Source organism: Verrucomicrobiia bacterium (genome assembly GCA_036405135.1).
Lineage (GTDB): Bacteria > Verrucomicrobiota > Verrucomicrobiia > Limisphaerales > JAEYXS01 > JAEYXS01.
The window spans coordinates 1-17,046 of record DASWYF010000034.1; the positions used below are offsets into that span (position 1 = coordinate 1).

Annotated in this window: 10 protein-coding genes; 6 read left to right on the forward strand and 4 right to left on the reverse strand. The window is 56.9% G+C overall.

What is annotated here, in order from left to right; genetic code table 11:
* Positions 1-127 precede the first annotated feature (127 nt).
* Positions 128-394 carry a hypothetical protein gene (locus tag VGH19_15960; protein HEY1172863.1) on the reverse strand — a complete coding sequence of 89 codons (267 nt, stop codon included), beginning with the start codon at positions 392-394 and terminating at the stop codon, positions 128-130.
* A gap of 115 nt (positions 395-509) precedes the next feature.
* On the opposite strand from VGH19_15960, the gene mfd reads away from it, so the two are divergent.
* A complete protein-coding gene (gene mfd, locus VGH19_15965) occupies positions 510-4,034 on the forward strand; it encodes a transcription-repair coupling factor (protein ID HEY1172864.1) in 3,525 nt (1,174 codons plus the stop codon).
* A gap of 238 nt (positions 4,035-4,272) precedes the next feature.
* The gene (locus VGH19_15970; GenBank protein HEY1172865.1) at positions 4,273-5,322 is read left to right on the forward strand and encodes a formylglycine-generating enzyme family protein; all 1,050 of its coding nucleotides are present in this window, start codon (positions 4,273-4,275) and stop codon (positions 5,320-5,322) included.
* Between the two features lie 5 nt (positions 5,323-5,327).
* On the opposite strand, the gene VGH19_15975 is transcribed toward VGH19_15970, so the two are convergent.
* On the reverse strand, positions 5,328-6,155 hold the full coding sequence (locus tag VGH19_15975; GenBank protein HEY1172866.1) for an MBL fold metallo-hydrolase: 828 nt from the start codon (positions 6,153-6,155) through the stop codon (positions 5,328-5,330).
* A 217-nt stretch (positions 6,156-6,372) separates the two neighbouring features.
* Between VGH19_15975 and rpoN the strand changes: the two genes are divergently transcribed.
* A complete protein-coding gene (gene rpoN / locus VGH19_15980; GenBank protein HEY1172867.1) occupies positions 6,373-7,887 on the forward strand; it encodes an RNA polymerase factor sigma-54 in 1,515 nt (504 codons plus the stop codon).
* 148 nt (positions 7,888-8,035) lie between these two features.
* A complete protein-coding gene (gene aspS, locus VGH19_15985) occupies positions 8,036-9,841 on the forward strand; it encodes an aspartate--tRNA ligase (protein ID HEY1172868.1) in 1,806 nt (601 codons plus the stop codon).
* Positions 9,842-9,897: 56 nt separating this feature from the next.
* On the opposite strand, the gene fusA is transcribed toward aspS, so the two are convergent.
* Positions 9,898-12,045 carry an elongation factor G gene (gene fusA / locus VGH19_15990; protein ID HEY1172869.1) on the reverse strand — a complete coding sequence of 716 codons (2,148 nt, stop codon included), beginning with the start codon at positions 12,043-12,045 and terminating at the stop codon, positions 9,898-9,900.
* Between the two features lie 312 nt (positions 12,046-12,357).
* Positions 12,358-13,551 carry a family 16 glycoside hydrolase gene (locus tag VGH19_15995; protein ID HEY1172870.1) on the reverse strand — a complete coding sequence of 398 codons (1,194 nt, stop codon included), beginning with the start codon at positions 13,549-13,551 and terminating at the stop codon, positions 12,358-12,360.
* A 137-nt stretch (positions 13,552-13,688) separates the two neighbouring features.
* Here VGH19_15995 and VGH19_16000 point away from each other — a divergent pair, with 137 nt between their 5' ends.
* A complete protein-coding gene (locus tag VGH19_16000) occupies positions 13,689-14,723 on the forward strand; it encodes a metal-dependent hydrolase (protein ID HEY1172871.1) in 1,035 nt (344 codons plus the stop codon).
* Positions 14,724-14,922: 199 nt separating this feature from the next.
* Positions 14,923-17,037: a DNA topoisomerase IV subunit A gene (locus tag VGH19_16005; GenBank protein HEY1172872.1), complete on the forward strand. Its 2,115-nt coding sequence runs from the start codon at positions 14,923-14,925 to the stop codon at positions 17,035-17,037.
* The last annotated feature ends 9 nt before the right edge of the window (positions 17,038-17,046 follow it).

Sequence of the window (17,046 nt, forward strand, 5' to 3'; positions counted from 1 at the left end):
AACAAGCCTTGCGCAGTGCCGAAGCCAGAACTTGGGAGGCGCTCTTGGCGGCCATCGCCGCCGCCTTGGCCTCAGTCACCCCACAAGACGCCGCTTCCTGGTTCGCACATTGCGGCTACAACTTTATTTAAAACGCTCTAACCTTCCAGTTTTGAGGCACTGACGCGACCTCGTATTCATGCTTTGGCTGACCGAGGAACACTTCCGTCTGCTTTTCGCTCCAGCCGGGTGTGACGGCATTGAAATCTGCGTAGTTGTTGCTTACGAGATTTTGCGCGGGTTTCCAACGGGACAGGAGGCCGATGAGGCAAAGCACGGCCAACAAAGCGAGAATGGACAACAAGGCGTCACCGCGTTGACGATAGGCGGAGCGAATGGAGTGCGAGCTGTTCATCTGGGCTATAGAGTGGAGGTTAACACCATTTCCTCGAATTTGTTAAGTTTAAATACAGAGGGCAAACTTGCGAGTTGAGGCGGCTTGACGGCAACGGCTTCTGCCCGCACTTTCCTTGAACTTGGCTGACCGTGATGTGTTGTCCCGTGCGGTGGCCGATCCGATTGGCGCCGTTGCTGCAACTCCCGCCGCGCAGACCCTGCGTGAGCGTGTGGAGTCGGGCGGCGCATTGTCGCTTGCTGGCGTGGCGGAGGCCGCGATGCCGTTTGTGGCGGCGATGATTCATCGGCTGTTTCCCACGCGGACGATGGTGGTGGTGACGGAATCGCTGAAGGTGCAGGAGCAGTTTCAGCAGGATTATGAGACGTGGAGTAAGGGGCGAGACGGAGGAGGGGCGAAGGGCGATACGGCGGGTAGAACATTATTTTATCCGGCTTGGGAGATTTTGCCGAATGAGGAGAAACTTCCGCATGCGGATGTGATCAGTGATCGGCTCGAAACCCTAGTGGCGTTGCGGCGGCATCGGGCGGGTGCAGAAGCGCCGGTGGTGATGACGAATATTTCGGCATTGTTGCAGAAGACTTTGGCGGCGACGCAACTGGAGCAGTGCACGCGGGCGTTCAAGCGCGGGGATTCGATCGATCCGATGGATTTGATCGAGTGGCTGGAGGATCAGGGTTACGAGCCGGAGGCGCAGGTGACGCAGCGCGGGGAGATCGCCTTGCGCGGGGGCATCGTGGATGTGTATCCGCTCACGAGTCCGTGGCCGGTGCGGTTGGAATTCTTCGGCAATGACCTGGAGTCGTTGCGTTACTTTGATCCGACCACGCAGATCTCGCGCGAGGAGATTCCGGAGATCGTGCTGCCGCCGGGTGGTGAGCTGGGCATCATGAAGCGCTTGGTGCGGGATGGTGCGAGGCCATCCGAGTGCATTGCGACGTTCTTTGATCAGTTGCCAGCGGATACCATTGTGTTGCTGGCGAATCTGACGGAGTTGCAACAGCACGGTGAGAGTTATGTTAAGGAGTTGGGCGCGGATAATCCGTTCTTCCTGAACATGGCCGAGTGGGAAACTCGTTTGCAACGAGGGGCCAAGAGTGTGGTGTGTTTTGGTGAGGAACTGCCGTTGTCGTTTAGTGGGGAGGCGGCGCGCGTTACTTTGGAGTTGGAGAGCTTGGAGACGTATCGGTCGCTGGGTGATCGTCCGCCGGAGGCTCAGGTGGCGGAGGCGCAGCGGCGGGAGTTTTTCCAACAATTGCATCGCTGGCAGCGGCAGGATTACTCGATGCATGTGGTGTGCAATAACGACGGGGAGAGCCAGCGGTTTAAGGAGATTTGGGCGGAGTATGGGTTGGGTGAGTTGAAGGGCGTGACGATTGATCTCGGGGCGTTGTCGCGCGGATTCCTGAGTGATGAGGCGAAGCTGGCGGTGGTGACGGATGCGGAGATCTTCGGGCGCTACAAGGTGCAGCGGCCGCGTCGCATGAAGACGCAGCACGCGAAGGTGGCGCGCTCGGCGATGGAGATCAATTTCACGGAGCTGGAGTTTGGCGATTACGTGGTGCATCTGCAGCATGGCATCGGCAAGTATCTGGGGCTGCAAGTGCTGCCCATCAGTGGCGGGCGCAAGCGTCCGCGTGAGGAGCAGACGCCAGAGGTGATGCAGGAGTGCCTGGTGATCGAGTATGCCGCGAGCACGACGGATCAAGCACCGCCGAAGCTTTACGTACCGGTGACGGAGGCGCATCTGGTGGGCAAGTACGTGGGTGCGGGCAAGGCGCGTCCGCAACTTAACACGCTCGGAGGAAATCGTTGGGCGAAGGCGAAGGAGCAGGCGCAGCGGGCAGTGCGAGATCTGGCGGGTGAACTGCTCACCATTCAAGCAGCGCGGGCTTCGCAGCCGGGTTATGCCTTCGGGCCGGATACGCCGTGGCAACGGGAGTTCGAGGGCTCGTTCTTGTATGAAGAAACCATTGATCAGGTGAAGGCCATCGATGCGGCGAAGAAGGATATGGAGGTGGCGAAGCCGATGGACCGCTTGATCTGCGGTGACGTGGGTTTCGGCAAGACGGAGGTGGCGATCCGCGCGGCGTTCAAGGCGGTGATGGGTGGCAAGCAGGTGGCGATCATGGTGCCGACGACGGTGCTCGCGCAGCAGCATTATCGCACGTTCCGTGAGCGCATGGCGGATTATCCGGTGAAGGTGGAATTGCTCTCACGCTTCCGCACGAAGAAGGAGCAGGCGAAGGTGATTGAAGACCTGGCGACGGGCGCGGTGGATATCGTGGTGGGGACGCATCGGGTGGTGCAGAGCGATATCGTTTTCAAAGACCTTGGTCTGGTGGTGGTGGATGAGGAGCAACGTTTCGGCGTGATGCATAAGGAGAAGTTCAAGCTCATGCGCAAGCTGGTGGATGTGCTGACGCTGAGTGCGACACCGATTCCGCGCACGCTGCATCTCGCGCTTACGGGTGCGCGGGACATGAGCACCATCGAGACGCCGCCGCATGATCGTTTGCCGGTGGAGACGGTGGTAACGCAGTATGATGAGCGGATGATCCGTGATGCGATCTTGCGCGAGATGCAGCGGGATGGGCAGGTGTTCTTCCTGCATAATCGCGTGAGCACGATCGACATGATGGCGACGAAGCTCCGCACGCTGGTGCCGGATGCACGCATCGTGGTGGGGCATGGGCAGATGGATGCGGATGATCTGGAAGAGGTGATGACGGCGTTCGTGAATGGGGAGGCCGATGTGCTGCTCTCCACGACGATCATCGAGAGCGGCCTCGATATCCCGAATGCGAACACCATCATCATTGATCGCGCGGATCGGTTTGGGTTGAGCGAGCTGTATCAATTGCGGGGTCGCGTGGGGCGTTACAAGCATCAGGCGTATGCGTACCTGATGATCCCGCGGCATGCGTCGTTGCTGAGTGATGCGCGGAAACGGATGAGCGCGATCAAGCAGTATTCGAAGCTGGGCAGCGGATTTAAGATCGCGATGCGGGATTTGGAGATCCGTGGTGCGGGCAATCTCTTGGGTGCACAGCAGAGCGGGCATATCACGGCGGTGGGGTTTGAGCTTTATTGCCAGTTGCTGAAGCAAAGTGTTTCCGCGCTGAAGGGCGAGAAGGTGAAGCCGCGCGTGGAGGTGCCGGTGCGTTTGGATTTTCTGGATACGAATCCGAAGGCGGAGGCGGTGGTGAGCGGTGAGGATGATGAGGCGCTGGAGGAAGAAAGTGAGAAACTTCCGAAGGGGAGGGTGGTGGAGATTGTGCGACCGGGGTTGACGCAGGCGTGTATTCCGTTGAGTTACATCCCGGAATCGCAGCAGCGGGTGGATATGTATCGAAAGATCGCGCAGGTGACGGAGTATGCGGAGCTGGAGGCGGTGCGGAAGGAGTTGCGGGATCGCTTCGGGAAACTGCCGGAGGCGATGGATCTGTTGCTGCGCGTCTCCGAACTAAAGGTGATGGCGGTGGAGCGGAAGATATCATCCATCGAGGCGAAGGAAGGCAAGCTGATGATCACGCGGAACAATGATTTCATCATGCTAGGCGGGAAGTTTCCGAGGCTGACGAAGAAGGCGGCGCTGGCGAAGGTGAATGAGATTAAGAAGCTATTGCTGGCGATTTAGGGAATGACTAATGACGAAATCCGAATGACCTGGGAAGCAGGGCAGGGGGAGAGATGAGGGGTTGGAATCATGTAACGTGAGGGGAAAACCTCTTCCTGTCGGCAGCATTGGGTTTGATTTTGGCTGGCATGGGGTTTTCGAGGATGACGATAAGGACGAGAATGAGGGAAAATCGGTGGAATTGCGGCTTGAATGGGGCGGGATTTGGTTTTAGCTCAGTTCGTCCACATAATTTATCATGAAGAAGACTATTGTTTATCGCGGGACGGCTGGCGCGTTGCTGGGGTTAAGCCTGGTTTTGCTGGCGGGTTGTGGCGAGGCGGCTAAGAAGCCGGAGTCGGCCAACGGTGCGTCGAAGGCGGAGCCCAATCCCTCGGACATGTCGTGGACGAACGGGATGGTATGGATACCGGCGGGCACTTTTTCAATGGGTTCGGAGAATGGGCAATCTGATGAGAAGCCCGTACGCCAGATCACGGTTGACGGTTTTTGGATGGACAAGACTGAGGTCACGAACGAGGAATATGAAAAATTCGTGAAAGCGACGGGGTATGTGACGATTGCCGAGCGAAAACCTGATCCTAAAGACTTTCCCGGAGCCGATCCGGCGATGCTGGTAGCTGGTTCGATAGTGTTTCGTCCGCCAGAGGGGGATGTGCCGTTGGACAATTATTACGTCTGGTGGACCTATATTCCCGGAGCAAATTGGAAGCACCCAGAAGGACCCAGCTCAAATCTGCAAGGGCGTGAGAAGCACCCGGTGGTGCATGTGTGCTATGAAGATGCACTCGCTTATTGCAAGTGGGCGAGAAAACGTCTTCCGACGGAGGCAGAATGGGAGTATGCTGCCCGCGGTGGCTTGGATCAGAAAAAATATGCTTGGGGTGACGAGCAGACGCCGGCGGGCAAGTGGGTGGCGAATATCTGGCAGGGGAAGTTTCCCGCTGTGAACTCCATGGACGACGGATTCCGCACGACTTCACCTGTGGGCACGTTTCCGCCGAATGGCTATGGGCTCGTAGATATGGCGGGCAATGTGTGGGAGTGGTGCGCGGATTGGTATGGCGCAGACGCCTACGCCAAGATGCCGGAGAAGAACCCTCATGGTGTCAGCCAAGAACAAAGTTTTGACCAAAATGAACCGGGTGTGGCGAAACGGGTGCAACGCGGAGGTTCTTACCTTTGTGCGGACACTTATTGCACGGGCTATCGTCCTAGCGCACGTATGAAGAACACGCCGGATAGCGCGACGTCTCATTCGGGATTCAGGTGTGCGAGAACGAAGTAAGGTTACTAAATTGGAGGATTTGCAGCAGCCGACTGTTGCGGCACGCTCTCACCCATAGTCAGAGTTTGCGCGGGAGCATCTTGGCTGGTCACGGTTACGTTAACATGCGTGCCGCCGACTTTTTCCAAACGTGAAGCGATGGTCTTATGAGCGATTTCAGGGCGATTGCAATCGCGGCTGAGGTGGCCGAGGTAAAGTTGTTTCAGATCTGCGTGGACGATTTGTTCGAGAACATCCGCCGCGGCGTCATTGGAGAGATGGCCGTGGCGGCTGAGGATGCGCTGCTTCAGGCTCCATGGACGACGCGTGTCTTCCTGTAGCAGACGTAAATCATGGTTGGCTTCCAGCACGACGATGTTCGCGCGACGGATGCGTTCCACGACGAGCTTCGTCGCATGGCCGAGGTCAGTCAGGAAGCCGATGGAGCCGACAGCGGTGTTCAGCACAAAGCCGACCGGGTCCTGGGCATCGTGTGGGACGGAAAAAGTGTCGATGCCTACCTCACCAATCTCAAAGGAAGAGCCGGTGATGAACATGCGGCAATCGAATTTGGTTTCGAGCTGGCGCTCGATGGCTTCCCGGGTATCGCGATTGCAATAGATGGGGATGTTCAGTTTGGCGGCGATGGTGGTCAGGCCTTGGATGTGGTCGTGATGCTCGTGGGTGATGAGAATGCCCGTCAGACCTTCAGGAGCGCGACCAAGGGTGGCGAGGCGTTGGCGGATCTGACGTCCGCTGAAGCCGGCATCGATAAGCAGGCGCGTTTCACCCGCTTCCAAGTAAGCACAATTGCCACTGGAACCACTGCCTAAAATGGTGAACTGGACCGGCACAAGCGCAACGTATCAGTGAACACGCGGGGGACAATGGATTTTTAGGGGGTAAACCTGAGAAATTGGAGGCTAACACCTGATTGACAGGGGGATGAAAAGTTATTCACAGGTGGCACAGTTCTTGAAAAAGCACGGGGCGTGCCATTTCAGCCTTGAGGATTTGGATTTCGAGTTTAGAGTCTAGCCGATGTCGCAAGGGATGCATCTATCGCAGCGGATGGCACTGTCACAGGTGCTGGCACCGCAGTTGCAGCAATCGTTGGCGCTTTTGCAAGCGCCTACGCTGGAGTTGCGGGCTTTGGTCGAGCAAGAGCTTGAGCAAAACCCCATGCTGGAAGAAGTTGCGGAGATGGACACGGATGCGAAGGAAAGTCGACTGCGTGAAGAGGATGGAACAGTCGCCTCAGCCGATCCTTGCGAGCCTCCGGAGGATACAAAGGTCGATCCCACAAGGGAAGGGGATGGCCCTGATCCGGCAGATACTTTCCGGGAAGAGTTCGAGAAACTGGTGCAACAAGACCAGGAATGGCGCGATCATTATTCCCAGACAAACAGTCCCAATCGCCACTCGGCCGAGGATGAGGAGAAGCGTGAGTTTTTGCTAAACTCCATCGTGGCGAACACCTCGCTGCAGGAGCATTTGATGGATCAGCTCCGCATGTCGGAGTGCTCGAAAGATTTGCGGCCGATCGCTGAGTTGGTCATTGGTAACATCGATGACCGTGGTTATTTGCCGGAACGGAAGGATGATCCTCGACGCTTTGAGGACGGGCGGAAGTATGATGCGCTGGATGACTTGGCATTTTCTACGGGTATTCCGCGGGCAAAAATCGAGCAGGCGTTTAAGCTGATTCAATCTTTTGATCCCGCTGGTGTGGGTGCACGCGATTTGCGTGAGTGTCTGATGTTGCAACTGGAGCGGGATCACCGGCAGAACTCGGACGAATACGAGATCATCAAAGATTACATGGAAGCGCTGAGCAAACGGCGCATTCCGGAGATCGCCCGCGGGCTGGGCATCTCGAATGAAGAAGCGCAGGATGCGGTGAACAACATCGCCCTGCTGGAGCCGAATCCGGGCCGTTCCTTCCAGACAGACAATCATCAATACATCGTGCCTGAAGTGTTCGTGCAGGCGGTGGGGGATGAATACGTCGTCAGCACAAACAATGATCAAGTGCCGCACTTGCGCATCAGCAATGCGTATAAAGATTTGATGGCGCAACCGGAGAGCGGAGCGGAAGTGCGCGAATATATCCGCGAGAAGATCCGGGCGGGCAAATTCCTCATCAAGAGTTTGCATCAACGGCAGCAGACAATTCTGAACATCGCGAACGAGATCGTGAAACGGCAACGGGAGTTTTTAGACAAGGGTATCGCCTTCTTGAAACCGATGACGATGGTGCAGGTGGCGGAAGCCGTGGGTGTCCATGAAACGACGGTGAGCCGGGCGGTGTCTGGCAAATATATCGAGACGCCGCAAGGGGTGTTCGAGATGAAGTATTTCTTCACGTCCGGCATCATGACGGCCGATGGCGTGGGCATGTCGAACACGAGCGTGAAGGACATGATCGCGGATATGGTGAAGGATGAGCCGGGCAATGCGCCTTACTCGGACGACCAGATCGTGAAGATGTTGAAGGAAAAGAATGTGGTCATCGCCCGACGGACGGTGGCGAAGTATCGGGCGGAGCTGAATATTTTGCCGTCGAATCTGCGGCGGAAGTATTGAGGGGTGGTTTAGCCACGGATTTACACAGATGGAACACAGAGCGGGCAGATTTTGGCTTCATTTTCCCTTTGAAAAGGTAGGGGGTTCACGTCAGTATCCGCGCTCCTGATATTGGTGGATTTCACCGTATATCGGTTTTGGCATAGACATGAAACGTACGCATCATTGCAATGAGCTCCGGGCGGAACACGCCGGACGGGAAGTGATTTTGGCGGGTTGGGTCCATTCCCGCCGCGATCTGGGCGGTGTCCTTTTCATCGATCTGCGCGACCGTGAGGGCCGCACGCAGACGGTGCTGGACCCTTCCGATTTGCCGAAGGACGTTTTCGAGAACGCGACGAAGCTGCACAGCGAATCGGTCATCGAAATCAAGGGCAAGGTGCGGGTGCGTCCGGCGAATACTGAGAATTCCAAGATCGCGACGGGTGCGGTGGAAGTGCTCGTGAAGGAACTCACGGTGCTGAACTATGCGGAAGTGCTGCCGTTCCCGGTGGACGACCCGGAAGTGGCGAGCAAGGTGAACGAGGAATTGCGCCTGAAGTATCGCTATCTGGACCTGCGTCGCCCGGAGATGACGCGCAATCTGCGTCTGCGCTCCAAGGTGGCCATCGCCACGCGCAGCTACATGGATGGAGAAGGCTTCTTGGAAGTGGAGACGCCTACGATGTTCAAGTCCACGCCGGAAGGTGCGCGGGAGTTTCTCGTGCCGAACCGCCGGGACCCGGGCACGTTCTACGCGCTGCCGCAATCGCCGCAGCAGTTCAAACAGATTCTCATGGTGAGCGGCGTGGAGCGCTATTTCCAGCTCGCGCGTTGCTATCGCGATGAGGACTTGCGCGCTGATCGCCAGCCGGAGTTCACGCAGGTGGATATCGAGATGAGCTTCATTGATCGCGAGGACATCTACTCGCTCATCGAAGGCTTGCTCAAAAAGGTCTGGAAGACGGCGCTGAACATGGACATCCCGACGCCGTTCAAGCGCATCAGCTTTGACGAGGCGTTGAACCGCTACGGCATCGACAAGCCGGACACGCGTTTTGGCATGGAACTGGTGGACATGTCGGAAGATTTCAAAGCGAGCACGTTCAAGGTGTTCAGCGGCGCGATCGCCAGTGGCGGCGTGGTGAAAGCCATCAACGCCAAGGGCCTCGCCTGCGCGACGCAGGGGCAGATCGAGACGATGACTGATTACGCCAAGAGCTTTGGTGCGAAGGGTCTCGCCTTCATCAAGGTGGAGAATGGCGAATGGAAATCGCCCATCGTGAAGTTCTTCAGCGAAGCGGAGAAGACCGCACTGAAGACGAAGCTGGCGATCGAAGAGGGCGACCTCATTCTGTTCGCGGCCGATCAATGGCTGAACGCGTGCGAAATCCTAGGAAAGATCCGCCTCTACTGCGCAGAAGTGCTGAAGGGGCAGGGCAAGCTGACAATCGACCCGATGCAGTTCAATTTCCTGTGGGTCATCGAGTTCCCCTTGCTCACGTTCGACAAGGAATTCAACCGCTGGTACTCCAGCCATCACCCGTTCACGGCGCCGGTGGCCGAGGACATTCCGTTGCTCAAGCAGGACCCGAAGAAGGTTCGCGGTCAGCATTATGACATCGTGGTGAACGGTGTGGAGCTCGGTGGCGGTTCTATCCGTATCCATCAGCCGGACGTGCAGAAGACGATCTTTGAAGAGATCCTGCAAATCCCGCCGGATGAAACGCAATTGCGCTTCGGTTACATGCTGGAGGCCTTCAAGTATGGCGCACCGCCGCACGGTGGTATCGCGCTGGGCTTCGATCGCCTCATCGCGATCCTCTGCGGCACCACGAGCATCCGCGACGTGATCGCGTTCCCGAAGACCGCCAAAGGCGTGTGCATGATGACGGATTCGCCGTCCCATGTGAGCGCACGGCAGTTGAAGGAACTTCACCTTGAGGTGAAGGCGGCGGTGAAGAAGGAAGCGTAAGCTTCATTTCAAAAAACAGGCCGGACGAATCACTTCGTCCGGCCTGTTTTGTTATCTTACCTTTGCTGCTTCCTCACCAAGCCTTCCAGCACCGGCTGGAAGCGTTCTGGCTTCATGCTATACGCGGCGCGACCTTTGCTGAGGCTGCGGATGGCGTTCGCGTAGCCGAACAGTTCCGCCAGCGGCACTTCCGCTTGCACGAGGGCATTGCTGCCCAGCGCTTCCACAGCGAGGACTTGGCCGCGACGACGGGTGAGGTCGCCGAGAATATCGCCCTGATGCTCGGTGGGCACGTTGACTTCCACGTGCATGACCGGCTCCAGCAATACTGGTCCCGCTTCACGCAACGCCGTGCGCAAGGCATCGGAGGCGGCGAGCTGGAACGCCAGATCGTTGGAGTCTTTCGCATGGAAATCGCCATCCAATATGGCGACCTGCACATCTACCAACGGATGACCGAGCACGCCCGCTTTCGCGGCTTCTACGATGCCTTTCTTCACCGCGCCATGATATTGCACGGGGATGCTACCGCCCGTGATTCGGTTCTCAATGGTTAGGCCGGAGCCCGCCACTGCCGGCGTCACGGACAGGATGACGCGCGCGAACATGCCGACACCGCCATTCTGTTTCTTCAACAGATGATCAGCTTCAGCCGCTCGCGTGATCGTCTCACGATGCGCGATTTCGGGCGCGCCTGCGATGGTCGCCACTTGATGCTCATCCGCCAGCCGTGTGCGCGTGATGTCCAGGTGCAGTTCACCCATGCCGGAGAGCAGGCACTGGCCCGTTTCTGGATGCGTGCTGACACGGAGCGTTGGGTCTTCCTCGCTTAAACGGGCGAGGGCAGCGCCCAGCTTCTCACGGTCCGCACTGGTGCACGGCTCGATGGCTACGGTCACGACGGGTTCCGGGAACACAGGTGGCTCCAGCAACACCGTTTGCGCTGGCGCACACAACGTATCGCCCGTGGTGAATCCACGCAGGCCGATGACGCCGCAGATATCGCCCGCATGTGCTTCCGCGAGTTCAATACGTCGATCTGCAAAGATGCGCACGAGCCTTCCTACACGCTCGGTTTTGCCCGTGCGCGAGTTCAGCACTGTATCGCCTTTACGCAACGTGCCTGCATAGAGCCGCAGCCAGACGATACGTCCGGCTTGCGGATCACTCACCAGCTTGAACGCGAGTGCGGAGACCAGTGCGTCGTCATCTGTGGTCAGACGGATCGCTTCACCGGTGTCAGCCACATTAGCTTCCACGGGCGGCAAATCCGCCGGACTGGGCAGATAATCGACGATGGCATCCAGCAACGGTTGCACGCCCACATACTTGTAGGCACTGCCGCCGATCACCGGCACGAGCCGGTTCGCGATGGTCGCACGGCGGAGGGCGCGTTTCAGCACTTCCGCAGTCACGGGCCGGTTATCCAGCCAGAGCGCGGCCACTTCATCGTCCACTTCCGCGACCCGCTCGATGAGTTCTGAGCGGGCACGATCCACCAGCGCCTCCGCATCAGGAGGAACGTTCTCAACGCTAAAGCCGCCCAAGGCTCCGTCTCCGAAGACGAAAGCTTTGCGATTCACGATATCCAACTGACCACGCAAGGCATCCTCCGCGCCCAAGGGGATGAGCACGGGCACTGCGTTTGCGCCAAGCTTATGGCGGATATCTGCCACTGCCTTGGCGAAGTTCGCACCGGTGCGATCCATCTTGTTCACGAACACGATGCGCGGGACGCGATAACGATCCGCCTGTCGCCAGACGGTCTCGGATTGCGGCTGCACACCATCCACGCCGCTGAACACGGCGATCATGCCGTCCAGTACGCGAAGCGACCGTTCCACCTCGGCGGTGAAATCCACGTGGCCGGGTGTATCGATCACATTCAGGCGATGCGGTTCATTGGCGAACAGCTTGAACACATCATCGGCACGTGTCTGCGTCCACGTGCTCGATACGGCGGCCGCGAAGATGGTGATACCTTTCGATTGCTCAATCGGATTCGAGTCTGTGGTCGTGTTCCCCGTATGGACATCGCCCGCACGATGGATCGCGCCGGTGTAGAGCAAGATGCGCTCAGTGAGCGTGGTCTTGCCGGCGTCGATATGCGCGGCGATGCCGAGATTACGAGTGCGCGTGAGCGGATACTCGCGACCGGTTTCGCGGGTGTTGGTGACAAGGGTGCTATTTTTCGTGGTGTTCATAGGTTTGCTCCTGTGTTTCTTTAGCCCTGAAAACAAAAAGCCCCGACGAATGGCGTCGGGGCTTCAATCAGGGATAAAAGCTAGGTGAGGAGACGGTTCGTATTACTGGATCAAGACAAAGACAATCCTAGCCCTGACTGAAGCCGGGCATTCTGAATTGTTTTGATGATACGAGCCATCATTATGAATGACCTATAAGGGGTAGAGGCGGGTTTGTCAAATCGGAGGGAGAACCGCGGGATACGCTGAAGACACGGCCCCAACTGAGTGGGGAGACTGGACAGGCGGTGGCGCCTGTCCCACTGCAAGCTATTAGCGCAGGGGGCGGATGTAGATGTTGGCGAATTCCAAGGGTTGGCCTGCGTTGGCCAGACCTACTTCGGCGCTGCGTTTGGTGGCGACGGTAGTTTTGCCGATGAATTGGCCGTTCAGGTAAACGGAAAATCTTTCGAAGTCGCGGACCAAGCGTACGCGATTCCATGCTTTTGGTTTGAGCTTATCTAGGCCGATGCTCATGGGGGCTTCGCTATCGCCGAAGCTGACGATGGTTTGATCATCCAAGGTAAGTCCACCGATGGTGCCGCTAGTCGGTAATTTCGCAGGGGTTTTAAAATCTACGGACAGCTCGAAGTCGCGATAGGATTTCGTGGTGGAGAGAGACGCTTTCTTCTGCTCATCAGGGATCAAGAACAGTTGCCAATCATTAGATTGCCACTCGGCGAGGTTAGAGGATTTCCAGCCGCGAAGATCTACACCGTTGTAGAGAGCGGTCCAGTCGGTTTCTTCAGGAGCGCTTTGTTCCGGCGTGGCACCGGTGGAGGGTAGTTCTTGGATACGGATATTGCGAAAGTCCACGCGGGAGCCTTCGGATTCGAGACCGATGTAGCCTTTGCGCCAGTTGCAATTGCTGCCGCCGGAGACTTCCTTGCCGTTCACACTGAGACGGATGACGCCGTTCGTGGCGACGATACGATATTTGTTCCATTCAGGCGAGGGATTCGACCGTTGCTCAGAAGGAAAGCTGCGCATGCCGCGATGCTTCCCAAAAGGTTCCATGGTGGAGCCGTGGATCGGGAAGACATCGCCGTGAGTGGTGTAGTTCTCGGTGTTGCCGTAGCCGTGATCGAGGACTTGGACTTCGACGGCTCGGAGGAAAGGAACGCCGGGTGCGCTGATGGGCGAGGACCAGATGAAGATGCCCGCATTACCGCCGGACTTCAGGTGACGCCATTCGAGTTCGAGGATGAAGTTCTCATACTGCCGCTCGGTGCGTAGTGCGCCGATGGGATTACCCGTGCAATGAATCAGGCCATTGGTGACAGACCATGTCTCCGGTGCGCAGTTCACATTCACCCAGCCATCGAGGTTTCTGCCGTTGAACAAGGGCAGAAAGCCGCGTGAGTCCGGCTTGGGCGGGTTGGAGAAAAACGAGGACGCATGACTGTCGAGGTTCAGGCCCGACAACCATATAGCGAGCAGGACCGCCTGGCAGGTTTTGATGAACATGGGGTTAAAATGGAAATTTTAGACGGTGACTACAAGCGAAGTTTTAATGGGAAGCGGCAAGAATAGGAGGATTGCTAGATGGTTTTTTGCAGATTCGGAGTGTTGCCAAGGCAGAAGATTGCTAAGGTTTTCGGGAAATGGACCCGGTGACACATACAGTTTTGGGAGCAAGCTTTGGTTATGCGCTATTCCAACAACGATTGGGGAAGCGCGCTGCTGTGGTTGGGGCATTGGCCGGGGCGACGCCGGATATTGATGTGCTCATCAAGAGTGCGACGGATCCATTGCTGGCGGTGGAGTTGCACCGGCATTTCACGCATGCGTTGCCGTTTGCGCCGATCGGGGCCTTGATCGTGGCTTCATTGTGGTTTTTGCGACCTGCGCAGAGGCAAGATTGGAAGCCGCTTTGGCTTTGTGCGCTGGTGGCGTATGTGAGCCATTGCTTGCTGGATGCGGCGACAAGTTATGGGACATTGTTACTGTGGCCGTTCACACGGCAGCGGTATGGGTGGGATTGGATCTCGATCATTGATCTGCTGTTCACTGTGCCGTTGCTGGTATTGCTGATCATCGGGGTGGTGAGGCAGAAGGCGAGGTTTGTGCAGACGGGTTTGGTTTGGGGGGCGGCGTATATGTTGCTGGGAGTTTGGCAGCATCAGAAAGCTTTGGATGCACAGGCGCAACTGGCTCTGCAACGCGGGCATGGGATGGAGAAACGGGAGGCGATGCCGACGATGGCAAACAACACGGTGTGGCGTTCGTTGTATCTGGCGAAGGGACAACTTTATAGTGATCGTATCCGGGTGGGATGGTTTTCCGGGGCGACGGTGAAGGAGGGGACACATCTGCCGTTGGTAACGGTGAAGGAGTTGACGGAAGCAGAATCGACGCGGGATGGGAAGGCAAAGGCGTTTGAACGATTCACCTGGTTCTCTGAGGGATGGGTGGCGAGGTCGCCGGTGGATGCGACGGTGTTAGGGGATATGCGATATTCGCTGAGCACGGAGGCGTTTGACCCGATCTGGGGGATTCAATATACGGCGGCGGATGAGGCAATCGCGGTTAAGTGGGTGAACCGGTCGCGGGATCGGAAGATTGATCGGCAGAAGTTTTGGGCGGAGATTGCGGGGAAGGCGGAGGGGTATGAAAAGATTTCGGAACGGGGGAAATAGAGAAGGTGGGGAAACATCGAAAGAAGGGGAGGTTAGAGCCTCCTTACGTCGGCTGCTACGTTATAGGCTGATAGGAGGTTGGGCAGGCGGCGCCTTTCCCACTACGAGCGGTTACATGGGTGCATCTCAGTCTTGCATCTGAGGGCAAGGACCGTTTGAATCTGCGGCTTAACTTTGGAATCACTGCCGACGAAGCATCATGGCACCGAAAAAGAACGCTGAAGAAGGACAACCGGAATTGCCGATTGACGGAAAGGCCGCTGAGGCGGCGAAGTCGAATGGCGCAGCCGTTAATGGCAACAGCAATGGGGAGACGCATGTACAGGCTGAACAGGTCGAGGTGCCGGTGCATAAGCCGTTTGTGCCGTCGAACAAGGAGCTGGCGATCCACAAGCGCGTGGACCAAGGCTTCTTGGATTATGCCTCATACGTTATCCGGGATCGAGCGATTCCCAACTTGGCGGATGGTTTGAAGCCGGTGCAGCGCCGCATCATGTGGGCGTTGTATGAGAAGGATACGGGCAAATTCATCAAGGTGGCGAACATCGTGGGTCACGCGATGCAGTATCATCCGCATGGTGATGCATCCATCAGTGATGCAATCGTGGTGCTGGCGAACAAGCGCTATTTGATCGAAGGGCAGGGGAATTACGGCAACATCTACACAGGCGATGTGGCGGCGGCTTCGCGTTATATCGAGTGTCGTCTGACGGATCTCGCCAAGAACGAGATCTTCAACAATGACCTGACGGAGTTTGTGCCGAGCTATGATGGCACGAACAAGGAGCCGGTGACGTTGCCTTGCCGGTTGCCGTTGTTGCTGATGCTGGGCACGGAAGGTATCGCGGTCGGCCTGTCTTCCCGTATTCTGCCGCATAACTTCATCGAGTTGCTGAAGGCGCAGATCTGCATTTTAAAGGGTGAATCATTCAAATGCTTGCCGGATTTCCAGACGGGCGGTTTGATGGATGCGCGCGAGTATGCGGACGGCAAGGGCAGTATCAAGGTGCGCGCGAAGATCAAGGAGAAGGACGAGTCCACGGTGGTGATCAAAGAGATCGCACCGACCACGACGACGGAGTCCCTGATGGCGTCCATCGAGGACGCGGTTAAGAAGGGCAAGCTGAAGGTCAAGAGCGTGAACGATTTCACGTCTGAGGACGTAGAGATCGAGATCAAAGCGCCGCCGGGTGTGAGTGCAGAGAAGCTGATCGATGCGCTGTACGCCTTCACGCAGTGTGAGGTGTCCATTAGCAGCCGCATCATCGTCATCAAGAACAACCGCCCCGTGGAACTCACGGTCACGGAGGTCTTGAAGGAGAACACGGCGCAGCTCATGGAGCTCTACAAGCGCGAGCTAGAGCTGAAAGAGCGCAATCTCCAAGAGGACATGCATTTCCGCACATTGGAGCGCATCTTCATCGAGGAACGCATCTACAAGAAAATCGAGCAGTGCAAGACGAACGAAGCGGTCATAGCGGCAGTGTATGAGGGCTTCAAACCGTTCACCAAGGAATTGGTGCGTGAGATCCGCAATGAAGACGTCGAGCGCTTGCTGCAAGTGCGCATCCGCCGCATCTCGCTCTTCGACATCAACAAGCATCGCGAAGAGATCGAGAAGGTCAAAGCGGAGTTGAAGGATATCCAGAAGCATCTCAAGAACCTTACGAAGTATGTTATCGGACGCATTGAAGCGTTGATCGAGAAATATGGACCGATCTACCCACGCCTGACGAAATCCAGTCGCTACGACGAGGTGGAAGCGAAGGATGTGGCGTTCAAGGCGTTCAAGGTTTCCTACGATCGCGAGTCAGGTTACGTGGGCTACAAAGTCTCGGGCGATGAGTTCAAGACCGAGTGCACGAAGTTCGACAAGCTGTTGCTGGTCTTCAAGGATGGACATTACAAAGTCGTGGAGCTGCAGGAAAAATTATTCGTGGGACCGGATGTGACGTATTGCGCAATACCAGATCGCGACAAGGTATTCACGCTGGTGTATACGAATCGCGAGGCGACATACATCAAGCGCTTCACATTCGGCGGCATCATCATGAACCGCGACTACTCGTGCATCCCGGAGAAGTCTAAGATCCTGTTCTTCACAGAGGGCACGCCAGCGCAGATGTTCATCCGTTACAAGCCCGCGCCGCATCAGAAGGTGAACCAGCAGACGTGCAATCCTAACGAAGTGGAAGTGAAGGGTGTAAAGACGTTGGGCCGTCAGATGACGATCAAGGACATCGCAGCCATCAACAGCAAGCCGCCGCGGAATTGGGAAGAAGGCGAGACAACGACAGTTCTGAAGTTTTTATAAGCGAAAACA

Excerpts from the sequence above, each read along its gene's own strand:
- VGH19_15960 (HEY1172863.1), bottom strand. The coding sequence starts at position 394 with ATGAACAGCTCGCACTCCATTCGCTCCGCCTATCGTCAACGCGGTGAC.
- VGH19_15970 (HEY1172865.1), top strand. The coding sequence starts at position 4,273 with ATGAAGAAGACTATTGTTTATCGCGGGACGGCTGGCGCGTTGCTGGGG.
- rpoN (HEY1172867.1), top strand. The coding sequence starts at position 6,373 with ATGGCACTGTCACAGGTGCTGGCACCGCAGTTGCAGCAATCGTTGGCG.
- aspS (HEY1172868.1), top strand. The coding sequence starts at position 8,036 with ATGAAACGTACGCATCATTGCAATGAGCTCCGGGCGGAACACGCCGGA.
- fusA (HEY1172869.1), bottom strand. The coding sequence starts at position 12,045 with ATGAACACCACGAAAAATAGCACCCTTGTCACCAACACCCGCGAAACC.
- VGH19_15995 (HEY1172870.1), bottom strand. The coding sequence starts at position 13,551 with ATGTTCATCAAAACCTGCCAGGCGGTCCTGCTCGCTATATGGTTGTCG.
- VGH19_16000 (HEY1172871.1), top strand. The coding sequence starts at position 13,689 with ATGGACCCGGTGACACATACAGTTTTGGGAGCAAGCTTTGGTTATGCG.
- VGH19_16005 (HEY1172872.1), top strand. The coding sequence starts at position 14,923 with ATGGCACCGAAAAAGAACGCTGAAGAAGGACAACCGGAATTGCCGATT.